At 67.8% G+C, this 20,365-nt stretch carries 23 protein-coding genes, 1 tRNA gene and 1 rRNA gene; 7 read left to right on the top strand and 18 right to left on the bottom strand.

Going from position 1 to position 20,365, the window contains the following annotated elements; all coding sequences use genetic code 11:
* The first annotated feature begins 175 nt into the window (after positions 1 to 175).
* Positions 176 to 297, top strand: a 5S ribosomal RNA gene (gene rrf / locus FY251_RS07990).
* Positions 298 to 642: 345 nt separating this feature from the next.
* On the top strand, positions 643 to 2,226 hold the full coding sequence (locus FY251_RS07995) for a hypothetical protein (protein WP_148414255.1): 1,584 nt from the start codon (positions 643 to 645) through the stop codon (positions 2,224 to 2,226).
* A gap of 139 nt (positions 2,227 to 2,365) precedes the next feature.
* On the opposite strand, the gene FY251_RS08000 is transcribed toward FY251_RS07995, so the two are convergent.
* Both FY251_RS08000 and FY251_RS08005 read right to left on the bottom strand, forming a co-directional pair.
* On the bottom strand, positions 2,366 to 2,776 hold the full coding sequence (locus FY251_RS08000) for a hypothetical protein (protein ID WP_004969223.1): 411 nt from the start codon (positions 2,774 to 2,776) through the stop codon (positions 2,366 to 2,368).
* A 16-nt stretch (positions 2,777 to 2,792) separates the two neighbouring features.
* On the bottom strand, positions 2,793 to 3,170 hold the full coding sequence (locus tag FY251_RS08005; RefSeq protein ID WP_148414256.1) for a hypothetical protein: 378 nt from the start codon (positions 3,168 to 3,170) through the stop codon (positions 2,793 to 2,795).
* A 267-nt stretch (positions 3,171 to 3,437) separates the two neighbouring features.
* Here FY251_RS08005 and FY251_RS08010 point away from each other — a divergent pair, with 267 nt between their 5' ends.
* Positions 3,438 to 4,628 (top strand): redox-regulated ATPase YchF, encoded by a 1,191-nt coding sequence (locus tag FY251_RS08010; protein WP_148414257.1) that lies wholly within the window; start codon positions 3,438 to 3,440, stop codon positions 4,626 to 4,628.
* A gap of 54 nt (positions 4,629 to 4,682) precedes the next feature.
* Entirely contained in the window at positions 4,683 to 5,093 is a 411-nt protein-coding gene (locus FY251_RS08015) for a hypothetical protein (RefSeq protein ID WP_148414258.1), read from the top strand.
* A gap of 52 nt (positions 5,094 to 5,145) precedes the next feature.
* Here the strand turns inward: FY251_RS08015 and FY251_RS08020 are convergent, their stop codons facing one another.
* Together FY251_RS08020 and FY251_RS08025 are read right to left on the bottom strand one after the other, a co-directional pair.
* On the bottom strand, positions 5,146 to 5,751 hold the full coding sequence (locus tag FY251_RS08020) for a GNAT family N-acetyltransferase (RefSeq protein WP_148414259.1): 606 nt from the start codon (positions 5,749 to 5,751) through the stop codon (positions 5,146 to 5,148).
* A gap of 102 nt (positions 5,752 to 5,853) precedes the next feature.
* Complete coding sequence (locus tag FY251_RS08025; RefSeq protein ID WP_148414260.1) at positions 5,854 to 7,167, bottom strand: 5'-deoxyadenosine deaminase; 1,314 nt, start codon at positions 7,165 to 7,167, stop codon at positions 5,854 to 5,856.
* 365 nt (positions 7,168 to 7,532) lie between these two features.
* On the opposite strand from FY251_RS08025, the gene FY251_RS08030 reads away from it, so the two are divergent.
* Positions 7,533 to 8,252, top strand: coding sequence for a helix-turn-helix domain-containing protein (locus tag FY251_RS08030; protein WP_148414261.1), 720 nt, complete (start codon positions 7,533 to 7,535; stop codon positions 8,250 to 8,252).
* Between the two features lie 168 nt (positions 8,253 to 8,420).
* Here FY251_RS08030 and FY251_RS08035 read toward each other — a convergent pair.
* The 9 genes from FY251_RS08035 to thyA all read right to left on the bottom strand — a co-directional run bounded on the left by FY251_RS08035 (position 8,421) and on the right by thyA (position 14,737).
* Positions 8,421 to 8,495 (bottom strand) — tRNA-Glu (locus FY251_RS08035).
* A gap of 84 nt (positions 8,496 to 8,579) precedes the next feature.
* On the bottom strand, positions 8,580 to 9,737 hold the full coding sequence (locus FY251_RS08040) for an amidohydrolase family protein (protein ID WP_148414262.1): 1,158 nt from the start codon (positions 9,735 to 9,737) through the stop codon (positions 8,580 to 8,582).
* 99 nt (positions 9,738 to 9,836) lie between these two features.
* Positions 9,837 to 10,694: an MOSC domain-containing protein gene (locus tag FY251_RS08045; RefSeq protein ID WP_148414263.1), complete on the bottom strand. Its 858-nt coding sequence runs from the start codon at positions 10,692 to 10,694 to the stop codon at positions 9,837 to 9,839.
* A complete protein-coding gene (gene psmA2, locus FY251_RS08050; RefSeq protein ID WP_148414264.1) occupies positions 10,695 to 11,453 on the bottom strand; it encodes a proteasome subunit alpha in 759 nt (252 codons plus the stop codon). It abuts the gene before it with no gap.
* A gap of 160 nt (positions 11,454 to 11,613) precedes the next feature.
* The gene (locus FY251_RS08055) at positions 11,614 to 11,796 is read right to left on the bottom strand and encodes an HVO_2922 family protein (protein WP_089777603.1); all 183 of its coding nucleotides are present in this window, start codon (positions 11,794 to 11,796) and stop codon (positions 11,614 to 11,616) included.
* Positions 11,797 to 11,867: 71 nt separating this feature from the next.
* Positions 11,868 to 12,779, bottom strand: coding sequence for a hypothetical protein (locus tag FY251_RS08060; protein WP_148414265.1), 912 nt, complete (start codon positions 12,777 to 12,779; stop codon positions 11,868 to 11,870).
* A 122-nt stretch (positions 12,780 to 12,901) separates the two neighbouring features.
* Positions 12,902 to 13,117: a DUF4177 domain-containing protein gene (locus FY251_RS08065; RefSeq protein WP_089777601.1), complete on the bottom strand. Its 216-nt coding sequence runs from the start codon at positions 13,115 to 13,117 to the stop codon at positions 12,902 to 12,904.
* Positions 13,110 to 13,742 (bottom strand): dihydrofolate reductase, encoded by a 633-nt coding sequence (locus tag FY251_RS08070; RefSeq protein ID WP_148414266.1) that lies wholly within the window; start codon positions 13,740 to 13,742, stop codon positions 13,110 to 13,112. The genes FY251_RS08065 and FY251_RS08070 overlap by 8 nt, the downstream gene beginning before the upstream one ends.
* Complete coding sequence (gene thyA, locus FY251_RS08075) at positions 13,739 to 14,737, bottom strand: thymidylate synthase (protein ID WP_148414267.1); 999 nt, start codon at positions 14,735 to 14,737, stop codon at positions 13,739 to 13,741. Before thyA ends, FY251_RS08070 begins: the two co-directional genes overlap by 4 nt.
* A 116-nt stretch (positions 14,738 to 14,853) precedes the next feature.
* Here thyA and FY251_RS08080 point away from each other — a divergent pair, with 116 nt between their 5' ends.
* A complete protein-coding gene (locus tag FY251_RS08080; protein WP_148414268.1) occupies positions 14,854 to 15,432 on the top strand; it encodes an MBL fold metallo-hydrolase in 579 nt (192 codons plus the stop codon).
* A 39-nt stretch (positions 15,433 to 15,471) separates the two neighbouring features.
* Here the strand turns inward: FY251_RS08080 and FY251_RS08085 are convergent, their stop codons facing one another.
* Complete coding sequence (locus FY251_RS08085; protein ID WP_148414269.1) at positions 15,472 to 16,230, bottom strand: SDR family oxidoreductase; 759 nt, start codon at positions 16,228 to 16,230, stop codon at positions 15,472 to 15,474.
* A gap of 102 nt (positions 16,231 to 16,332) precedes the next feature.
* A complete protein-coding gene (locus FY251_RS08090) occupies positions 16,333 to 16,623 on the bottom strand; it encodes a DUF5827 family protein (RefSeq protein WP_058826157.1) in 291 nt (96 codons plus the stop codon).
* Positions 16,624 to 16,780: 157 nt separating this feature from the next.
* On the opposite strand from FY251_RS08090, the gene FY251_RS08095 reads away from it, so the two are divergent.
* Positions 16,781 to 17,206 (top strand): hypothetical protein, encoded by a 426-nt coding sequence (locus FY251_RS08095; RefSeq protein WP_148414270.1) that lies wholly within the window; start codon positions 16,781 to 16,783, stop codon positions 17,204 to 17,206.
* A 116-nt stretch (positions 17,207 to 17,322) separates the two neighbouring features.
* Here FY251_RS08095 and sod read toward each other — a convergent pair whose 3' ends face one another.
* The 3 genes from sod to FY251_RS08110 form a co-directional block, all read right to left on the bottom strand.
* The gene (gene sod / locus FY251_RS08100; RefSeq protein WP_148414271.1) at positions 17,323 to 17,922 is read right to left on the bottom strand and encodes a superoxide dismutase; all 600 of its coding nucleotides are present in this window, start codon (positions 17,920 to 17,922) and stop codon (positions 17,323 to 17,325) included.
* Between the two features lie 136 nt (positions 17,923 to 18,058).
* Positions 18,059 to 18,664 carry a DJ-1/PfpI family protein gene (locus FY251_RS08105; protein WP_148414272.1) on the bottom strand — a complete coding sequence of 202 codons (606 nt, stop codon included), beginning with the start codon at positions 18,662 to 18,664 and terminating at the stop codon, positions 18,059 to 18,061.
* Between the two features lie 84 nt (positions 18,665 to 18,748).
* Positions 18,749 to 20,203: a deoxyribodipyrimidine photo-lyase gene (locus tag FY251_RS08110; protein ID WP_148414273.1), complete on the bottom strand. Its 1,455-nt coding sequence runs from the start codon at positions 20,201 to 20,203 to the stop codon at positions 18,749 to 18,751.
* Positions 20,204 to 20,365: the final 162 nt, after the last annotated feature.

The raw sequence follows: 20,365 nt of genomic DNA on the forward strand, positions 1-20,365 counted from the left end.
GTGTACGCAACGAGGCAACGAGTTGTTAAGCCCGCGAGCACTAACAGTCCAAGCCACATTCATACGCACTGAGACCCGAGAACGGGTCCAGGCGCAAACTGGATTGCACGTATACATTGGTACGACGGCCCGACCGATATTGGTATGGCAACGGTTCGATTCCGTTGATCGGTATTAAGGCGGCCAGAGCGGTGAGGTTCCACCCGTACCCATCCCGAACACGGAAGTTAAGCTCACCTGCGTTCTGGTCAGTACTGGAGTGAGCGATCCTCTGGGAAATCCAGTTCGCCGCCCCCACTCATAGAGCCCACTGGACTTCGGTCCAGTGGGCTTTTTTCATTTATAGCGAGCGGAGCGCCGCTCGCACGCACACACTCAGAGCGACCGCATTCCGGTCGCGTCTCCCTCGTCGTTCGAGAGTGACAACGCTCTACGCTCTCGCAGCGCGGGGTGCCTCCGCTGGCACCCCGAATACGACGTGAGGGGGGTTCCGATGCGGCCCGGTCAGTCGTTCGGTGTGAAACTCGGCGAAATCGACAGACGAAGGCCCGATTTCGAACGCGTTGATTGGGGTGAAATTCAGCGAAAACCGGGGTTACGATTGTCCCCTTTTACCGTATCGGGGCCAGAAGGGAGGCTTGCATGCGCGGCAGCAAACACCTTACCGTAGTCATGGTCGTTGCGATGCTCGCCGTCGCGATGGTCCCCGGGACCGTCGGTGCAGCGAGTACCGATGCCCTCCATGTCGGCGTCACGCAGGACGCCGACACGGGCGACGCGACAGTGACCGTGACACGGAACGAGACGGCCGTCGAGAACGCGACGGTCGTCGTCGAATCGAGCGGTAACTACGCCGGGAACGGAACGTACGCGACGGGCGCGAACGGCACCGTCGACCTCCCCAACCCGCAGGAACGCGTGAACGCGACGTTCACCGTCACCGAGGGGAACAACACGACTAGCACGTCCGTCGTCCTCGTCCCGCTCGACGACTCGCTCGACGTGTCCGTCGAGACCGACGACGCCAACGACACGCTCACTGCAACTGTCACCCAGTACGGTGACGCCGTCGAAGGTGCGTCCGTCATGGTCAACGGGACCGACTACGCCGACAACGGGACGTACGAGACGGATGCGGACGGCACCGTCGAGGTCACCGAGCCGACGACCACGACGAACCTGACGTTCGTCGCGATGGAGGGTGACCTCACCGCCGAGACGACGGTCGCAGTCGAGGGCGACGACCTCTCGGTCTCCGCCGAGGTTGACGACGCCAACGACACGGTCGTCGCGACCGTCACGCAGGACGGCGAACCCGTCGAGAACGCGTCGGTTCAGGTCAACGGGACCGACTACGCCGATAACGGAACGTACGAGACGGACGCGAACGGCACCGTCGAAGTCGCAGAGCCGACGACCACGACGAACCTGACGTTCGTCGCGACCGCCGACGGCCTCACCGCCGAGACGACGGTCGCCGTCGAGGCTGACGACCTCAACGTCTCCGTCTCGCAGGACGGAAACGAGTCGGTCACCATCACCGTGACCGAGGACGGCGAACCCGTCGAGAACGCGTCGGTCGCGGTCGACGGGAACTACACGGACGCGGGCGAGTACGAGACGGACGCGAACGGTACCGTCGACCTCATCTCGCCGCTGCAGACCGTCACGGTCGACGTGACCGCCGAGTACGACGGTCTCTCCGCCGAGACGACCGCCACCCTGCAGGGTGAGGTCGCCGCGGAAGACCCGTTCGGACAGCTCGTCAGCAGTTTCGTCGAGCGTCTCAAGGACACGGGTAGTGACGGTCCGCTCGGACAGGCCGTCTCTGACTTCGTGACCGAGAACAACCCGGGTAACGCGGACGACAAGCGCCCGGATCACGCCGGTCCGAAGAACAGCGACGACGCTGACGACGACGAGGACGCCCCCGGGAACTCCGCCAACGCCAAGAACGGAAACGGTGGCGGCCCGCCGGACCACGCCAACAACGACAAGGTGAGCGACGAGGAAGACCAGGAGAGCGACGACGATGAGACCGAGACCGCGGACGACTCCTCGGACGACTCTTCGGACGACGACGAATCGAACGACGACGAATCGAACGACGACGAATCGAACGACGACGAATCGAACGACGACGAATCGAACGACGACGAATCGAACGACGACGAATCGAACGGCAACGGCAACGGCGGTGGCCCGCCGGACCACGCCAACAACTAACTAATCGGACACGGATTCCCCACGCATCGAGCGTGGGCTTGGGTTTCAGCCGTCCGCGTCCGGGCGGGTACTGTGGGTCAGAGGCACCCCATCCCACTACGCCCCCGACCGTTCTGTCAGAGCCTGACGGTCGGGTTACTCACTCGCCCGACGCGATTTTTTCTATCGAAACGTCACCGAGCGCGCCGACGAGCGCCGGGTCGACGTCGAACCGTCGAACCGCGAGCCGTGCGCCCGCGACCACGAGGTCGTCGTCGACGCGGGCGGGCGCGCCGCTCGGATACCACGCCGAATCGTCGGACGCGCGGACGCTCGACCGGAGCGACTCGCGGAGGCGACGGTGTGCGAACAGCGTGGAGACGAACGCGAGCGACGCCGCGAGCGTCACGCCGCCGTCGTCGAACGCCGCGTCGGTCGCTTCCGTTCTGGCCGTTTCGAGCGCGCCGGCGACGGCCAGCGACTGCCGCGCGTGGTCGTCGTCGGTGAGCGCGCGGCTGAGTGCGGCGTCCTGAATCTCTCGAATCGCGGTCTCAGTCGTGGGTTCGGTCATCTGACGCTGAGTCGGGTCACGCCCCGTCGAGCGGCGGCACGCGGAGGGAGTGGTCGACGACGGTCTCGTCTGGGCGGAGCGTCACCGTGCCGAGGAATACCGTCTCGCCCTCGTCGGCGTTGGTCGCGACGGTCTGGAGCGTCGCCCGCTGGTCGAGTTGTTCCCACGTGACGCGTTCGACGAGGCGCTGGAACGCGTCGGGGTCGGTCCATCCGGAGTCGATGTCGGACGGGACGTTGACCACGAATCGGAGTTCGGTCTCGGTGACGTGGATGCCGACGCGGAACGTGTCCGCGTCGGTCGTGTCGCCCGGCGAGGGGTCGGTGGCCGCCGCGTCGGAGTCCGTGTTCGACGCGGGCGCGGGTTCGCTCGCCGTCTCGTCGGGGTCGGTCATGCCCGGCAGTCGGGGACCTGAAGACAAAGATGCACCGGACGTGAGCCGAAGGGACCGAACCCGGACGCGGAACGGCCGTCGGTTCGCGGGTGCAACTCTGCTCTCACCCGCCGCGAACTCGCCGACGGAGTCGCGTCCCCGGCGCTCGAACCCGGGAGTCGAGTGTGGGGAACCGCCCAGCTCGGCCCCGCTAGCGTGTGAATTTCACGCACAGCGAGACGAACGTCGAACGGTTATTAGCGTTCGAGACACCAGTCCGACCAACGAATGAGTTACAAGATCGGTCTCGTCGGGAAACCGTCCGTCGGGAAGTCGAGTTTCTTCAACGCGGCGACGATGAACGACGTGCCCGAGGGCGCGTATCCGTTCACGACCATCGACCCCTCAATCGGCGAGGCGTACGTCCGCGTCGAGTGTGCGGCCCCGGAGTTCGACGAGTCGTGTACGCCCTCGGTCGGCTACTGCGACCACGGGATGCGGTTCGTTCCGGTCAAACTCGTCGACGTGGCGGGGCTCATCCCCGGCGCGCACGAGGGGAAGGGCCTCGGAAACCAGTTCCTCACCGACCTCAACGAGGCGGACGTGCTCGTCCACGTCGTCGACTTCTCCGGCGAGACGGACATCGAGGGCGAGGCGACGGAGGGCCACGACCCACGCGAGGACATCGACTTCCTCGAAAACGAACTCGACATGTGGTACCTCGGCGTCTTAGAGAAGGGTATCGACCGCTACCGCTCGGGCTACCACGGCGAGGACAAGGACATCGAGGTCGACCTCGCGGAGCAGATGTCGGCGTTCAAGACGAACAAAGACGAGATCAAGCAGATCATCCTCTCGCTCGGCCTAGAGCTCGACCCCGACGAGTGGGACGACGCGGACAAGGAGTCGCTCGCCCGCGAGATTCGGAAGCGGACGAAGCCCATCATCATCGCGGCGAACAAGATGGACAAGCCCGTCTCCCAGGAGAACTACGAGGAAATCACGGCGGACCCCGACTACGAGCACCTGACGTTCGTTCCGACCTCGGCGCACGCGGAGAAGGCGCTGAAGAAGGCCGCCGAGGGCGGCGTCGTCGACTACCGCCCCGGCGACGACGATTTCGATATCGTCGGCGACGTGAGCGACGAGCAGGAGGTGGGTCTCGAACAGATTCGCGGGTTCGTCACCGAGTTCGGCGGCACGGGCGTCCAGCAGTCGCTCGAAAACGCGCTGTTCGACGTGATGGGTGCCATCGCCATCTTCCCCGGGAGCGCGAACGGAAAGAGCGACTCGCAGGGCGTCTTTCGGGATTGCTTTATCCTCCCCGAGGGCTCGACGACCGAGGACTTCGCGTACCACCTCCACTCGGACATCGGCGACGGCCTCCTCCACGGCATCGACTGCCACTCGAAGCGGCAAATCGGGTCGGACCACGAACTCACACACCGCGACGTGGTCGAAATCGTCTCGACGAACTGACTCTCTCGGACGCCAACCGCAACACCGTTATATCCGTGGCTGTAGCACCCGGGTATGGGTGAGGCCGAAACGACGGCCGCGACACTCGACGTCGAGATTGGTGGACTCGGCGGCGAGGTGACGCTGGCCGACTTGTTCCCGTCGTCGTGGGTCGAGTCGCATTGTCAGGCTGCATCGATCAGTGAATTTCTCGAAGAGAGCGGGTTCGCGGTCGAAGATCAGGACTCCTTCGAGTCGATACCGCCCCACGAGTGGGACCGGTACGTCGAGTCGAACACCGAGTTCGACGACTGGCAGGGGATGCTCTCCGCCGGCGTCGAGCGCTACGTGCTCGAACAGGCGAGGACCGGCGGACGGGCGGCCGATACGGCCGACGAGGTCGAAACGGTCGACGAAGTCGATACGACCGACGGAAGCGATTCGGCGGACACCGAGGTGGAAGACTCCCTCGAAGCCGGCGTCTGAACGCGCGGGCTGCACCGGGAGACGGGGGCTCCGGTTCGGGAGGGACTGCTTGCTACGCGCTGTCTTCGACGAGCGCCGCACCGCGTGCGAGCGCATCGTCCCACCAGTCACGTTCGCGAGCGTCGGCGGCGGACAGCGGCGCGTCGGGGTCGTCGGGTCGGTCGCCGAGGTCGAGACTCCACCACTCCACGTCGTGCCATGCGCCGTCTTTGTAGCCGACGCGCTCGAAGTTGCCGACGCGCTCGAACCCGAACGACTCGTGGAAGGCGATGCTCGCGGGGTTCGGCGTCGTGATGACGGCGACCGCGGAGACGTAGCCCTGTCGTTCGAGCAGGTCCAAAAGCGCCGTGTAGAGACCGCGAGCGACGCCGCGGCGCTGGAAGTCCGGGCGGACGTAAATCGATGTCTCGACGGTCCACTGGTAGGCGATGCGCTCTCGTAACGCGCCGGCGTAGGCGTAGCCGGCAACCTCGCCGTCGAGTTCGCAGACGAGCCACGGGTAGTCGGTCTTCTGCTCCAGTTTCGCTTCGAGGTCCGCGACGCTCGGCGGGTCGTATGCGAACGAAATCGCGGTGTCTTGGACGAACGGCGCGTAAATCTCCCGAATCGCGGGGAGGTCGGACGGCGTCGCCGCGCGGAGACGGACAGTGACAGTCATGACACAGGTGGGGTCGCGCGGAGAGAAAGAGGCGACGATGGCGGCGGGCCTCGCGGGTGCGGCCGGTCCTGCGTGCGAGGCGGTCTCGTGAGCGGGGGGCGCTCAGTCGCTCGTGGGTGCCGCGTCGAGGCCGTCGGCGACCGCCTGCGCCCGCTCGCGGATGTCGTTGGCGTCCGCGCGGACGTGTTCGCCCCCGTCGTAGAGCACGTCGCCGTCGACCATGGTGAACACCACGTCGTCGCCGTGGGCGGCGAACACGAGATGCGACAGCACGTCGTGTATCGGCGTCGCTCGCGTGCGGTCGGTATCGATGCCGACGATATCGGCGTTCCACCCCTCGCGGAGTGCGCCGACGCGGTCGAAGCCGGCGGCTTTCGCGCCGTTTCGCGTCGCCATCTCGAAGACGGTCGCGGCGGGCGTGCTCGTCGGGTCCAAGGCGTTGACCTTCTGGAGGAGGCTGGCCTGCCGCATCTCGGTGAAGGGGTCGAGCGTGTTGTTACACGGCGGGCCGTCGTTGCCGAGCGCGACGTTGATGCCGCGGTCGAGGTAGTCCGGAACCGGCGCGATACCCGACGCGAGCTTCATGTTCGACGACGGGCAGTAGGTGACGTGCGTGCCGGTCTCGGCGAGCACCTCGCGCTCGGACTCGTCGGTGTGGACGCAGTGGGCCAGCACCACGTCGTCGCCGGTGATGCCGACCTCGTCGAGCCAGTGGATGTTGCGCATGCCCGTCTCCGCCTCGACGGTGGCGATTTCGTCGCGGTTCTCGCTCGCGTGGGTGTGGATGCGGACGCCGTCGTAGCGGTCAGCGAGTTCGCGGACGCCACGCAGACACGCCTCGGAGCAGGTGACGGCGAACCGCGGCGTGACGGCGTACCGGATGCGGCCGTCGAAGCCGTCGTGATAGCGCTCGATGAGGCGCTCGGACTCGTCGAGGCCGGCGTCGGTGTCTTCCTGTAACCCCTCGGGCGCGTTCGTGTCCATGAGCACCTTCCCGATGCGCCCGCGGATGCCCATCTCGCCCGCGGCTTCGAACGCCTCTTCGGCGTGTCGGACAGAGAGATGGTCGACGACCGTCGTCGTCCCGGACTCGATGCATTCGAGGTAGCCGAGTTCGGCGGCGACGCGCATCCCCTCGGCGTCGAGGCCGGCCTCCATCGGGAGCACGTGGTCGAACAGCCAATCCAAGAGTTCGGTGTCGTCGGCGATACCGCGGCCGAGCGACTGCACGGAGTGAACGTGCCCGCCGACGAGTCCGGGCGCGACGATACCGAACTCGCGTCGCTCGTGGTCGGGGTACGCGTCAACGAGGTCCGCGTGCGCTCCGACCGCGACGATGCGGTCGCCGTCGACGACGACGGCACCCTCTTCGATGATGGTGGCCGCGTCGGCGACCACCGTTCCCGCGAGTAACATCCTCGTGCGGGTAGACGACCGGTCGTGAAATAGGTGGTGACCCGGTCGCCGTCCGAGGTTGGTTGGAGTGAGCGGGTGCGGTCGGTGGTGGAGCGGGGACGGTCGGAACCGGTCCCCGCGAGCGAGCGGCCCGCGCGACCGTACGTTCTCGAATCGCGGGTGGGCCCCGCGTCTGCCGTGTCGCACCGGCGTCCGCTCGCCGCGTCTTCCAGTCCGTGCCAAACACCCCTCACGATTTCGTTAGCACCTGCTAACTCCGGTCGGGGAGGTGGTGACGAAGACGAACATAGCCCGGAAAAAGCCTGGAAAACGACAGATGTCGGATTAGTACATGCTAAGTCACTCCGCGACAGAACGAAGACCCAATGCGCGAGTTCGAATTCGTCGTTCGCTTTTCGGAGGGGACCGACGAACTGATGGACCTGTTTTACGAGTACCCGAGTCTGCGCTCCCGGTCGTCGGTCTGTTCGTCCACCGAGGACGTGATGTGGCGAGTCGACCACGTCGTCGGCACGCCGGAGGCGCTGTCGGCGTTCGAGGGGGTGTTCACCGACGAGACGCGGTGCAACGAGTGCCTCGACGCCCCCGACTGTCACACCCACCGCGACTACCACGTCCTCGACCGCTCGGACAACTCGATGACCGTCTACACCTACCGCGAGGAGGTGAGCGACTGCCACTCGATTCCCCGGTACGTCCTCGAACACGTCGGTCCGGGCGTCATCTTCGAGTCGTCCCGCCGCGCGGGCGCGTACCGCTGGCGCATCCTCTACCCCGGCGACCACCCGCTCGGCGAACTGTACGAGACCATCGAGGCGCAACTCAGGGAGGGACTGCAACTGGACGTCGAACACCTCACGAACGCCGGCAACTGGGACGCCGAGGCGCGCATCGCGGCGGACCTCTCGGCGGCCCACTGGGAGGCGCTCGAAACCGCCGTCGAACACGGCTACTACGAGCGCCCGCGAAAGGTGACGGTCGAAGACCTCAGCGACGTGCTCGACGTGCCGCGCTCGACGGTTCAGTACCGACTGCGAACCGCCGAAGACCTCGTGATGTCGCAACTCGGCGACCCGGACGCGTAGCCGGCGGAGAGTACGCTCGCTGTCGCTCGAAGTTCGGGATTGAGAGAAGTGCTCCGTCAGGGATTCGAACTCACTCGCAACGCTCCGCGTTGCTCGTTGCTCGAACCCTTCGTCGCATTTCGGAACCGAACACGCTCGCTGTCGCTCGAAGTTCGGGATTGAGAGAAGTGCTCCGTCAGGGATTCGAACCCTGGTCATCACCGTGAGAGGGTGATATGATTGGCCGGACTACACCAACAGAGCACGTTGGTACATCCTTTCGTATTGCTCGTGATTGTAAAAGGTTGTCGCTTCAAATCGGGTGTGATACCGACTGCCGTGTTGCGATTAGACGACTCGCTCGCCCTCGCGGTACACCTGCCGGACCGTCCGCCACGCCCCCGCGTCCTCGGTCGGGTCGGCGTCGAGTACCACGAGGTCCGCGACGTAGCCCTCGGCGACGTTCCCCACGTCGTCCAGTCCGAGGAGGTCCGCGCCGCCGACGGTCGCGGCTTCGAGGGCCTCGGCGGGCGACAGTCCGTACTCGACGAGCAGTTCCATCTCGCGGAGCGCGTTCTCGCCGTGGTCGTTGAACGGCGTGCCCGCGTCGGTTCCCATGGCGATTTTGACGCCGGCGTCGAGCGCGTGGTCCCACGCGCCTTCGAAGCGCTCGGCGGCGTCTTCGGCCTTCGCGACCGCCTCGGGCGGGATGCCGGCCTCGACGCCCGCCTCGACGATTTCGCGGACGGCCGAGGCCGTCGGCACCCAGTACGTGCCGTGTTCGACCATGAGCGCCGCGGCCTCCTCGTCCATGAACATCCCGTGTTCGACGCTCGAAATCCCCGCGCGGGCGGCGTTCTTGATACCCGCCTCGCCGTGGGCGTGGGCGGCGGTCGGGACGCCCTTCGCGCTCGCGGCGTCGACGAGGGCTCGAATCTCCGCTTCCGTGAACTCGGGCGCGCCCGTGACCGCGCCGGTGGTGAGGACGCCGCCGGTCGCCATGCACTTCACCACGTCTGCGCCGCGTTTCAGCTGCTCTCTGGCGGCCTTGCGAACCTCGTTCGGGCCGTCGGCCTCCCGGCCGAACCAGTGGCCGTGGCCGCCGGTCATGGTGACGTTCTCCCCGGCGGCGAGCACCCGCGGCCCGTCGAGTTCGCCGTCGGCGACGGCGGCCTTCGCGCTCGTCGCGAGGTCGCCGGGCGAACCGAGGTCGCGGACGGTCGTGACGCCCGCCGCCAGCGTCTTCCGGAGGTTGGCCGCGGCCCGATAGCAGGCGCGTTCGACCGGTTCGGACTGGTAGGCGGCCACGTCGGGACGGCCGTCCATCATGAGGTGAACGTGGGCGTCGACGAGCCCCGGCGCGACGACCGAACCCGAGAGGTCCCGCGTCTCGCCTTCCGTCTCGTCGCCGACGGACGCGATGCGCCCGGTCGACTCGTCTATCACCACGTTCGCCTCGCGGGCCCCGTCGGCGTCGACGACCCGCACGCCGGTCAGCGTGAACATGCCTCTCTCAACCGAGGCAGACGACGTAAAGCCGCGGGTGTCGGCGAGGTGGAACCGCCCGACTGCGGGGCGTTCGAACGCGACGGAAAACTGACCGATTCACTCGGGGACGACGTCGCCGACGGTGACGACGTCGCCGACGGACAGCGTCTCGCCCCACGACGACTCCGGGACGGCGGTGTTGACCATGAGTCGGAAGTCGTGGTCGAACCAGTCGCCGCCGGACCACTCGGGGAGCGTCTCCCGGCGCTTCGTCATGAACGTCGTCCGGAAGTCGGGCGTCTCCTCGCCCGTGTCGGGGTCGCGGCTCGGGACGACACAGCGCTGGCAGGGGTTGACGCCCTCGAAGGCGACCCCTCCGACGCTGAACTCGACGACCCTCCCGCGCCGGTCGAACAGGTGGTCCTCCCAGAACGGTTCGGTCGCGTCGAGGACGAGGTTCGGCCGGAGGCGACGGCGCATCTCGCCGTCGTCGACGCCGTCGAACCACGAGGCGACCGCGTCGAGCGTCCCGGTCGAGATGACCGTCGGGCCGCTGGCCTCGGTGTCGTCGGGGAACCCCCCGGCGGGGTCGCGGCGGAGTTCGACCGGGTAGCCGAAGTACGCCGAGAGCCAGCCGTCGGCCTCGTCTATCGGGCCGTCGTAGTCGTCCATCTCGGGGGCCGAGAGTTCGACCGTGCCGTCGGCGAGCGAGACGGCGCTTCGGATGCGGTGGACCGCCCGCTCGCGCTTCCCGTTGACGTACTCGCCGTCCTCGTCGAACATCGCGTACTCGCGGTCGCCGCGGAGCCCGCCGTTCTCGACGATGTCGGCGGCGTCGACGAACTCGGCGTCGAGCGACTTCACCGGATACACCGCGATGCGGTCGAGCGTCACGGCCGCCGCGCCGGCGGTCGTCGTCGCCCCCGTCTCGGCCGTCGCCGACGGGCCGTCGTCAACCGGGCTCCCGTCTGTCATCTACTCCTCGCTTTCGCCCGTCTCGTCCGCGTCGTCGGCCTCGTCGTCCGCGGTCGCGTCGGCGAACAGCTCGGCGATGGTCTCCTCGTCGACGATTTCGTAGCCCGCCTCGGAGACGGTGACGAGGTTCAGCTCGTCGCTTTCGATTTCGTCGTCGGCCGCGACGAGCGCCTCGACGGCGAGCGCGAGGCCGTCTTCGAGCGACAGGTCCTCGGCGTACCCGTCTTCGAGGGCGGCCTGTACGTCCTCGCGGTGGCCGCCGATGGCGACCGCCTTCCACTCCTGGGGCGTCCCGGACGGGTCGGTCGCAAAGAGGCGACCCGAGCCGTTCTCGACGCCGCCGATGAGGAGCGACGCGCCGTAGGGGCGGGTGCCGCCGGACTGCGTGCTCTCTTGGATGTTGTCGGTGATAGTCTTCGTGAGCGTCTCGACGCCGATGGGCTCGCCGTAGCGCAGGTGCTCGCGCTGGGCGGTCGTCCGCGCGAAGTCGACGAGCTTCCGCGCGTCGGCGACGTGGCCGGCCGTGGCCGCGCCGAGCGCGTCGTCGAGCTTGTGCAGTTTCTCGATGCTTTCGGCTTCCATGAGGTCCGACGGGGTCGACCGGAGCGCCGCCAGCACGACGCCGTCGGCGGTGCGGACGCCGAGCACCGGCGCGCCGCGCTTGACGGCTTCGCGGGCGTACTCGACCTGATAGATGCGACCGTCGGGAGAGAAAAGCGACGTCCCGCGGTCGTAGGCCTGCTTGTCGTTTCGGTTCATCGTGCGACCTCCTCGCTCGCGTCGGCGGCGTTCGTCATTACTCTCTGGTCAGTCCCGGAGGCGGAAAAAGCCTCCACACCCGGCAGCGGTGTGGGGTTCACTCTCGAATCGGCGGCCGTCCCGCGAACGCACGGCGATTCGGAGGCGTAGCTCCTCGGGGCTACTCCTCTATCACGGCCGCGTCGGGTGCGTTCCGCTTGACGCTCTCGATGCCCTGTTTCGCCTTCTGCTTCGACGCGTAGCCCTCGCCCGAGTCGGCGAGGATGTTCCCGTTGTCGTGGACGAGCCGCCATCGGTACTTGTCCGCCGCGTCGACGAACACCTCGAAGTGCGCCTTGCTCATACCGTGAAATTGCTGTCAACGAACAAAAGTGTACTTGCGAGCGTCGCGGCGGATGCGTCGGCCCGATCGCCTCAGGCGGCTTCGGGTTCGAGCGACTCGGCGTCGACTTCCAGCAGTCGCGCCTCGCAGTCGTCACAGCGGACGGCGAGCACTTCCCACGACCGGCAGCACGACTCGGCGGTCTCCGAGCCGAACCGGACGTCGCCGCCGCAGGTCGGACATCGGTCGAGGTAGATGCGGACCCCCCTCGCCAGCGCGCTCCGCTGCTCGGCCGTCAGGCGGTCCCAGTCGTCGAGGCGACCGTCGAGGGCGGCGTCGGCGGCCACGTCCGCGACGAGCGCGCCGTCCGACTCCCATGTGCCGAGTGTTGTGCCGTCGGCCATCGCCACGACCCATCGGCTCCGAGCCCGGGATTCGAGCGTGACGTCGGCCTCGTCGACGCCGGTCATGCGGGCGAGCCACCGTCGCGCGACGTCCTCGTCGGTGCGCGAAATCTCGTCGTTCCACGCCGATTCGAACGCCGGTGCGAGGCGGAGTTCGTCGCCGCTGTCGTCCAACTCCAACGCGCCGGCGTCCATCAGGGCCGCCTCCACGTCGAACGCCGCGGCCGACGCGCCATCGCCGTCTAACTGCCCCGCTTCGACCTCGTCGCCCGTCGGTTCGGCGGCGTCGTCACCGGCGGCCGGCGCGGGTGCGGCGGCCCCGACGCGGGCCGGCGTCGGCTCCTTGTCGAACCACCGGAGGACCCGGTCGGGGAAGTACGTCTTCGTGAGCGTCGGCGTGCCGGGAATCAGGTAGCCGCGGAAGTAAATCGCCCCCGCGAAGAGGGCGAACGAGACGAGCGCGAGCGGCGGCCACGCGACGCCGAGCAACAGGCTCAACGCGGCGGCGATGACGACGTTCACGACGGTACACGGGGTACACCGGTTCTCGCCGGTGTACTCGGGTTGGCGGAGTCGGTCTGCGAGTGTCGAGGTTGTCATGGCGGGCGGGAAAGCTTCGTTCCCTCCTATGAGGTCGTTCGCGTCAATAAAGCTACTCGTGACACGTCGCGGGGAACGCGGGTCGTTCACGAGTGGCGCCGCGAGACGCGACGCCCGGCGTCTCAGCGCGTCGGCCGCTTGAACACGAGCGCCGTCTGCCCGCTGTTCGCGCCGGCACCGCGCGAGTCGGAAATCGTGTCCACGAGCTCCCACCCCTCGCCGCCGAGGGAGTTGAGGGCGTCTTCCATCGGCGCGGTATCGCCGCTGAACAGGCCGCCGTCGGCCGTGCGGACGATTTTGTACTCCCACTCGCCGCCGGGGGCGGTGGGGTCAGTCATCGGACTCCTCCGGGTCGCACTCGGCTCCACCGGCCGCGGCGGGGTCCCCGCGTTCCCGGCGCTCGTACGTGACGAACGAGAAGCCGTCGCGGTCGTCGCGGGCGGTCTCGACCCACTCCTCGCGGTCCCGTTCGGGGAACCGCGTGTCGCCCTCGTGAGCCGCGTCGAGTTCGGTGAGAATCAGCCCCGCCGCGCGGTCGAGGAACTGCTCGTAGACGGTCGCGCCGCCGACGACGTACACCGTTTCGACGCCCATCTCGGCGGCCGCGTCCTCGGCGGCGGCGACCGCGGACCCGACCGAATCGACCGCTTCGGCACCCTCGGGGAGGTCGAGGTCGCGGGTCGTCAGGACGACGCTGTGGCGGTCCGGAAGCGGGCCGTCGAGCTGGCGGGCGATGCTCTCGTAGGTCTTGCGACCCATCACGACCGGGTGACCGGTCGTCGTCCGCTTGAAGTGTTTGAGGTCCTCGGGGAGGTGCCACGGCATGTCGCCGTCGCGGCCGATGACGCGGTTGTCGGCGACGGCGGCGACGAGGACGAACCGGACCGCGGCGTCGGCGTCGGTGGCGACGTCGGCCGCGGGGTCGACGGCGGCCTCGGACTCGCCGGACTCCTCGCCGCTCATTCGGCCACCGCGAAGCGAATCCCGTCGGCCGGGTCGTAGTCGCGGAGGACGATGTCCTCGAACGAGAGTGCTTCGAGCGGCACGTCGGCCACGTCGAGCGTGGGGCGCTCGCGGGGTTCGCGCGAGGCCTGCAGGAGCAGTCCGGGAACGTGGTCGTAGTCCTCCTCGCCGTCGGCTTCCTCGGGGGCCGCGTCGAGGAGCCACTCGCGCACGTCGAGGTACCCTTCGGGGGACTCCACGTCGGCGAGGCGGGACTGGAGTTCGTCGAGGTGGTCGCCGTACCACGCGCCGCGTTCGCCCGTGCCGCAGTAGACGTGGGCGTCGACGATGGTGTGGGCGAACGACCCGAGTTCGAAGCCGGCGCGCTGGGCGACGACCTGCGCGAGGATGGCGTACGCCGCGAGGTTGAACGGGACGCCGAGCGCGATGTCGCCGGAGCGCTGGGTCAGGTGGAGGTTGAGTTCGTCGCCCTGCACGTTGAAGACGAACGTGTAGTGACACGGCGGAAGCGTCGAGACGGCCGCGTTCGCGGGGTGCCACGCGTTGATGACAAGCCGTCGGGAGTTCGGGTTCTCGTCGAGCGTGTCGAGGACGTACGCGAGCTGGTCGAACGTCCCCTCGTCGTTCATCCAGCGGTGGTCGTCGTCGGGCCACGCCTCGCCCGGTAGCCCCTCCTCTGGGACCGGGTAGCGCCGCCAGAACCGACCGTAGGCCGTGTCGAGGTGGCCCTCCTCGTCGGCCCACGCGTCCCAGATGCCCGTCTCCTCGCGGAGGGTGCGGATGTGCTCTTCGCCCGAGAGGTACCACAGCAGTTCGTGGATGAGCGAGTTCCAGCGGAAGCCCGAGAGGTCCTTGGTCGTGAGAAGCGGAAAGCCCTCCTGTAGGTCGACGGTGTAGTGCTTCGAGAAGCCCGAGATGGTGTCTACTCCGGTCCGATTGGGTTTGTGTCGCCCGGTGCCGAGAACGTCCGTCACGAGGTCGAGATATTGGCGCATGAGAGGTGCCCTGATTGGCTGTTGGTCGTGGTCGGACCATACTAAACTTCCCCGTATCAGCGCGGATTTCCGCGACGCCCACAACACCGAATACCCCGCTTTTCGTACCTGTGCCCATGATTCGCAACCTCGCAGGGGATATCCGGGCCTTCACGAGCAACGTCTTTCTCGTCGACGGCGAGACCACCGCGCTCGTGGACGCCGGCGCGAACTTCGACGTGGTGCCGAAGGTCCGGGAGGTCACCGACTCGCTCGACGCGGTGTACCTCACCCACACGCACCCCGACCACATCGGTAACGTGGACGCCGTCCGCGAGGCGTTCGACGTACAGACGTGGGGCTACGACACCGGCAACCTCGCCGTCGATAAGCGTATCGACGACGGCGAGCGCGTCCAAATCGGCGACGACGTGTTCGAGGCGGTCCACACACCGGGGCACAAGGACGACCACCTGTGCTTTTTCTCCCGCGGGTCGGGCGTCTGCTTCGCGGGCGACCTCGTCTTCGCCGACGGCGGGTTCGGCCGGACCGACCTCCCCGAGGGCGACCGCGGCGCGCTGGTCGAGAGCATCGACCGCCTGCGCGAGGTCGTCGGCGACGACCTGACCGAACTCCACACCGGCCACGGCCCGAGGGTCACGACTCGCCCGAGCGAGGACCTCGAACTCGCGGCGCGCGCGGCGCGGACGAGGTGAGTCGCCGCATCGACGTTACCGACGCCCCGAGGTACCGGTTTAGCGACTCGTGTAGCCGCCGTCGACGGTGAGCGCCTCGCCGGTCGTGAACGACGCGCCGTCGGAACAGAGCCAGACGACCGCGGAGGCGATTTCGTCCACGTCGCCGAGGCGGTTCATCGGGTGGAGCGACTCGATTCCCTTCCGGGCTTCGGGGTCGTCGAGGCCGCCCTCGCCGAGCAGTGGCGTGTCGATAAAGCCCGGACACACCGCGTTGACGCGGACGCCCTGTTCTGCGTACTCGATGGCCGCGCTCTTCGTCAGTCCGAGGACGCCGTGTTTCGCGGCGACGTAGTGGCTCGCGTTCGCGAAGCCGACCTTTCCGAGAATCGACGCCATGTTGACGACGACGCCCCCGTCGTCGTCGAGCATCGCGGGAATCTCGTGTCGCATCGACCGCCAGACGCCGTTGAGGTTCACGTCGATGACTTGTTGCCACTCGTCGGACGAGAGGTCGGCGGCCGGTTTCTGCGCGCCGCCGACGCCCGCGTTGTTGCAGGCGAAGTCGAGTCGGCCGTACTCCGAGACCGCCGTCTCGACCATCGCGGCGACGGCGTCGCCGTCCGTCACGTCCGTCTCGACGAACGTCGCCGTCCCGCCGGCCTCCTCGATGCGCGCGACGGTCTCCTCGCCGCCCTCGACGTTCACGTCGGAGACGACGACGCGCGCGCCCTCCGCGGCGAACGCCTCCGCCGTCGCGCGACCGATTCCAGAGCCAGCGCCTGTTACGACCGCGACTTCGGTGTCGAACTGAGCCATAGTACGATAGAGGGAACAACTACCTGACAGATAACCGTTTGTGCGAGTCTCACGCCGGGAGAACTCGCGGTCACCGAACCGCGCGACGAGGGGTGACGGTCGTTATTCCTCGTCTTCTTCGGGGACGGCGTCGGGGTGGAGGCCGAAGTAGCCCGGTTCGTCGCTCCGGGGGTCGTTGATGACGAAGTCCTCCTGATTGGCGACGATCCACGGAATCGTCCACTGGACGATGCGGTCTTCGGTCTCCTCGCTGAGGTCGTCCTGCGGCGACAACCCCTGCATCAGGCGGGCGATTTCGCCGACGGTGTACATGTAGTCGGGGTCGAGGATGTCGGCGGGTTCGTACAGCAGATACCCGTAGAGGGTGTCGAACTCGTCTTTCGGCTTGGGCATACCGCACGCTTCTCGGCCGACGGTCAAAACCCCGACGACAGCGGGCGACGCGCGGGGGAGACGACGGCACTGCGGCGGTGAGCGGCCCCGTGACGCCCGCACGAGCCTCCACGGACCCATGAGTAGGCTTATCATCCGTGCCGCGAGACCCGAAACGATGAGCGACGCCGCCGCACGACTCGTCGAGGCCTTCCGAAGCTTCGGCGGGGACGACCTCCGAGACCTCTGGGTCTTCGACCACCACGGGTACGAACACCTCTATCTCAGGGCGGACGTGTCCGATGCGCTCGAATGCCTCGACGTCTCCCGATTTATCGACAACGAGCGGTTCGGCTACGTCACGAGAGACACCTACGAGACGCTGTACTACGCGGACTACGGCTACACCGTCCGCGGATTCGACTCGTTCGAGCAGTTCCGGACGTTCGTCGGCGACCGCCCCATCGGCGTCCTCGCCAGCTTCGACCGCGGAACTGACGGCCGCGACTTCGCCGCGCTGTACGACCGGGTCTGCGCGCTGAACGAGGAGTTCGGCGGCACAGAGCTGTTCTCCGACCCGACCGCCCGCGACGGACAGTTCTGAGCGGCGGACCGCAATCCGAGAGAGCCGGCTCTGACGGCTCTCAACACTCTATTCGACGCGAATAGCGCCGTCGCTGGCGACGTCGCGTCCGAAAGAAAAGTCGGGATGTATCGGGTTTACTCGAAGAGTTCGACGGCCTGGTCGTAGCGGGCCGACGGTTCGTCCCAGTCGACGACCTCGAAGAACGCGCTCACGAAGTCGCCGCGGGCCGGGCCGTAGTCGTGGTAGTACGAGTGCTCCCAGACGTCCAGTGCGAGGATGGGGTGGCTACCCCAGAGCGCGCCCTGGTCGTGCTTGTCGACGACGACGTTCCGAAGCTGGTTCGAGAACGAGTCGTAGACGAGAAGCGCCCAGCCGCCGGCCGCGCCGGCCGCCGCTTCGAATTCGCCCTTCCACGCCTCGTAGGAGCCGAAGTCCTCCGCGATGCGCTCTGCGAGCGCGCCCGAAGGCTCGTCGCCGCCTTCCGGCGACATGTTCTGCCAGAACAGGTCGTGCAGAATGTGTCCCGAGCCGTTGTGGGTGACGTTGCGAAGCGCGCCGGCGGACGAGCCGAACTCGCCTGCTTCGCGGTTCTCGGCGAGGGTCTCCTCGGCCGCGTTCCAGCCGTTGACGTAGCCCTGGTGGTGGGTGTCGTGATGCCACGTCAGCACCTGCTCGGAGATGTGCGGTTCGAGGGCGTCGTACTCGTACGGAAGCGGGTCGAGTTCGTAGCTCATAATGTGTAACCTCCGTATCACGGGTGGGGCGGAATCCTGTTAAAACTTGAGGAGAGGTATGCTAGCACAGACCACGGTATGGAGGCCGCTGTCGGTCGATTTCTCCCTTCGAGAAACTCCGGTTCGCGCGAGCGTGTCAGCCGTCGAACGGGTCCGTTCGGCGCTCGTACTCGATTTCGGTCGAGACGGCGTCGGCGATGTCCGACCCGAACTCGCGCTCGACGACGTGTAACGAGAGGTCGAGGCCGGAGGTGACGCCGCCCGCGGTGAGCACGTCGCCGTCGTCGACGACGCGCGCTTCGACGACTTCCGCGGCCGTCTCTCGGAGGTCGGAGAGCGCGCCGCCGTGGGTGACCGCGGGGCGACCGTCGAGGACGCCGGCGCGGGCGAGGAGCATCCCGCCGGTACAGACGCCCGCAACGGTGGTTCCGGCCTCGTGGAGCGCGGCGACCGCGTCGGGAATCTCGCCCTTCTCGGCTTCGGCCCACGCGCTCTGTGCGGCGCGGGAGTTCCAGCCGCCGCCGGGGACGACGAGGAGGTCCGGGCGGTCGGTCTCGGGGTCGAGGACGCCGTCGACGCCGACGCGCATCCCGTGGCTCGCGGTCACGGACTCGCGGTCGTCGAGCGCGACGAGTTCGGCCGCGCAGTCGGCCCCGGCCGCGCCGGCGTTCTGGAACACCTCGAACGGCGCGACGGCGTCGAGTTCGTCGAAGCCGTCGTAGAGGATGATAGCGACGTGCACGCTTCCGGAGTCGGTGCCCGAGGAGAAAGCCGTTCGTGCCGCGGCGACCGGAGGCGGAGAAACGCGGACTGATTCGGCCGACGCTCAGTCGTCGCCGCGGGCGGCCTCGAACATCGAAATCGCCCGTTTGCGGCGCTCGGAGTGGTCCACGACCGGGGCCGGGTAGTCGGGCGCGAGGCGCTCGCGTTCGAGGTCGGTCAGGTCGTGCCACTCGTGGATGGTGTTGGCCGTCACGTCCGAGAGTTCGGGGACGTACCGCTTGATGTACTCTCCGTCGGGGTCGTAGCGCTCGCCCTGCGTCATCGGGTTGAAGATGCGGAAGTACGGCTGGGCGTCGGTCCCCGTCGAGGCGGCCCACTGCCAGCCGCCGTTGTCGTTTGCGGTGTCGTGGTCCGCGAGGTGCTCGCGGAAGTGCGCGTAGCCGTGTCGCCAGTCGCACAGCAGGTCCTTCGTGAGGAACGACGCGACGATCATCCGGACGCGGTTGTGCATGTACGCCTCCTCGCGGAGCTGTCGCATCCCGGCGTCGACGATGGGATAGCCGGTTTCGCCCGCCTTCCACGCCGCGAGCTCTTCGGCGTCGTCGCGCCACGCGATGTCTTCCTCGTACTCCTTGTAGTTCTCCGTGACGACGTTCGGGTGCTCTCGGAGGACGTGCGCGTAGAACTCCCGCCACGCCAACTGCGACTGGAACTCCTCGACCGACTCGTCTCGCTCGCCGCCGACGCCCTCGCGGGCCGCCGCGGTCGCCGCGTACACCTCGCGGATGCCGATGGTCCCGAACTTGAGGTCCGCCGAGAGCCGCGACGTGGCGTCCCGCGTCGGGTAGTCGCGGTCGTCGGCGTAGCGGTAGATGGCGTCCGCGCAGAACGACGACAGGCGTTCGCGGGCCGCCTCGGTCCCCGCCGACTGGACCGCCGCCGTCGGCTCCTCGAAGCCGAGGTCCGAGACGGTCGGGAGGTCGCCGACGGCGATGTCGAACTCGGCGTCTCCGTCGGCGAGGCGTTCGGCTGCGGATTCGAGCGTTCCGACGTCGGCGAGGTCTCCGGCCTCCGGTTCCGGGTACGGCTCGGGCTTGTCGCGGTCGCGCCACTTCTTCCAGAAGTAGGTGTAGACGGCGTACGTGTCGCCCGCGTTCGTCGTGATGCTCCCCGGCGGGTGGAAGATGGCGTCGTGGACCGGCTCGCGGGCGACGCCGGCGTCGTCGAGGGCGAGTCGCACGTCGGCGTCGCGCTCGCGGGCCAACCCGGAGTAGTCGATGCCCCACACGGTCCGTTCCGCGTCGAGCGCCGCCGCGACCGCCGGCACGACCGTCCGCGGGTCGCCGCGGGCGACGAGCAGGTCGCTCCCGCGCTCTCGGTACGCCTCGCGGAGTTCGGCGAGCGCGTCGAGCAGGTAGCTGACGCGGGGCGCGCCGGCGTGGTCGAGCACGTCCCGGTCGAAGACGAAAAGCGGGGCGACGGGGCCCGCCTCCGCGGCCGTGGCGAGGCCGCGGTTGTCCGCGACGCGCAGGTCCCGGCGGTGCCAGTGCAGTTGCATAGCCGCGCCTCAGGACGGCGTCCATGTCAATGTAGCGGCAGTCGGCCGCCGACAGGCGGGAAAATCGCTCGCCCGGCTCGTTCGACTGAGCTTAATCGCCCGGAGACGCTGGAAACGGCTTCCTACCGCGTCTCGCGGCGGCAGTCGCTCGTTTTCGGACGC

It is taken from the genome of Haloferax sp. KTX1 (assembly GCF_902410085.1).
Classification (GTDB): domain Archaea; phylum Halobacteriota; class Halobacteria; order Halobacteriales; family Haloferacaceae; genus Haloferax; species Haloferax massiliensis.

What these genes read in the sequence shown, in the direction of transcription:
- FY251_RS08055 (WP_089777603.1), bottom strand. Translation starts at nt 11,796, where the DNA reads ATGAGCAAGGCGCACTTCGAGGTGTTCGTCGACGCGGCGGACAAGTAC.
- thyA (WP_148414267.1), bottom strand. Translation starts at nt 14,737, where the DNA reads ATGCGCCAATATCTCGACCTCGTGACGGACGTTCTCGGCACCGGGCGA.
- FY251_RS08090 (WP_058826157.1), bottom strand. Translation starts at nt 16,623, where the DNA reads ATGCCCAAGCCGAAAGACGAGTTCGACACCCTCTACGGGTATCTGCTG.
- FY251_RS08015 (WP_148414258.1), top strand. Translation starts at nt 4,683, where the DNA reads ATGGGTGAGGCCGAAACGACGGCCGCGACACTCGACGTCGAGATTGGT.
- FY251_RS08085 (WP_148414269.1), bottom strand. Translation starts at nt 16,230, where the DNA reads ATGGCTCAGTTCGACACCGAAGTCGCGGTCGTAACAGGCGCTGGCTCT.
- FY251_RS08065 (WP_089777601.1), bottom strand. Translation starts at nt 13,117, where the DNA reads ATGACTGACCCCACCGCCCCCGGCGGCGAGTGGGAGTACAAAATCGTC.
- sod (WP_148414271.1), bottom strand. Translation starts at nt 17,922, where the DNA reads ATGAGCTACGAACTCGACCCGCTTCCGTACGAGTACGACGCCCTCGAA.
- FY251_RS08020 (WP_148414259.1), bottom strand. Translation starts at nt 5,751, where the DNA reads ATGACTGTCACTGTCCGTCTCCGCGCGGCGACGCCGTCCGACCTCCCC.
- FY251_RS08060 (WP_148414265.1), bottom strand. Translation starts at nt 12,779, where the DNA reads ATGACAACCTCGACACTCGCAGACCGACTCCGCCAACCCGAGTACACC.
- FY251_RS08000 (WP_004969223.1), bottom strand. Translation starts at nt 2,776, where the DNA reads ATGACCGAACCCACGACTGAGACCGCGATTCGAGAGATTCAGGACGCC.
- psmA2 (WP_148414264.1), bottom strand. Translation starts at nt 11,453, where the DNA reads ATGAACCGAAACGACAAGCAGGCCTACGACCGCGGGACGTCGCTTTTC.
- FY251_RS08030 (WP_148414261.1), top strand. Translation starts at nt 7,533, where the DNA reads ATGCGCGAGTTCGAATTCGTCGTTCGCTTTTCGGAGGGGACCGACGAA.
- FY251_RS08025 (WP_148414260.1), bottom strand. Translation starts at nt 7,167, where the DNA reads ATGTTACTCGCGGGAACGGTGGTCGCCGACGCGGCCACCATCATCGAA.
- FY251_RS08045 (WP_148414263.1), bottom strand. Translation starts at nt 10,694, where the DNA reads ATGACAGACGGGAGCCCGGTTGACGACGGCCCGTCGGCGACGGCCGAG.
- FY251_RS08040 (WP_148414262.1), bottom strand. Translation starts at nt 9,737, where the DNA reads ATGTTCACGCTGACCGGCGTGCGGGTCGTCGACGCCGACGGGGCCCGC.
- FY251_RS08080 (WP_148414268.1), top strand. Translation starts at nt 14,854, where the DNA reads ATGATTCGCAACCTCGCAGGGGATATCCGGGCCTTCACGAGCAACGTC.
- FY251_RS08095 (WP_148414270.1), top strand. Translation starts at nt 16,781, where the DNA reads ATGAGCGACGCCGCCGCACGACTCGTCGAGGCCTTCCGAAGCTTCGGC.
- FY251_RS08110 (WP_148414273.1), bottom strand. Translation starts at nt 20,203, where the DNA reads ATGCAACTGCACTGGCACCGCCGGGACCTGCGCGTCGCGGACAACCGC.
- FY251_RS08005 (WP_148414256.1), bottom strand. Translation starts at nt 3,170, where the DNA reads ATGACCGACCCCGACGAGACGGCGAGCGAACCCGCGCCCGCGTCGAAC.
- FY251_RS08070 (WP_148414266.1), bottom strand. Translation starts at nt 13,742, where the DNA reads ATGAGCGGCGAGGAGTCCGGCGAGTCCGAGGCCGCCGTCGACCCCGCG.
- FY251_RS07995 (WP_148414255.1), top strand. Translation starts at nt 643, where the DNA reads ATGCGCGGCAGCAAACACCTTACCGTAGTCATGGTCGTTGCGATGCTC.
- FY251_RS08010 (WP_148414257.1), top strand. Translation starts at nt 3,438, where the DNA reads ATGAGTTACAAGATCGGTCTCGTCGGGAAACCGTCCGTCGGGAAGTCG.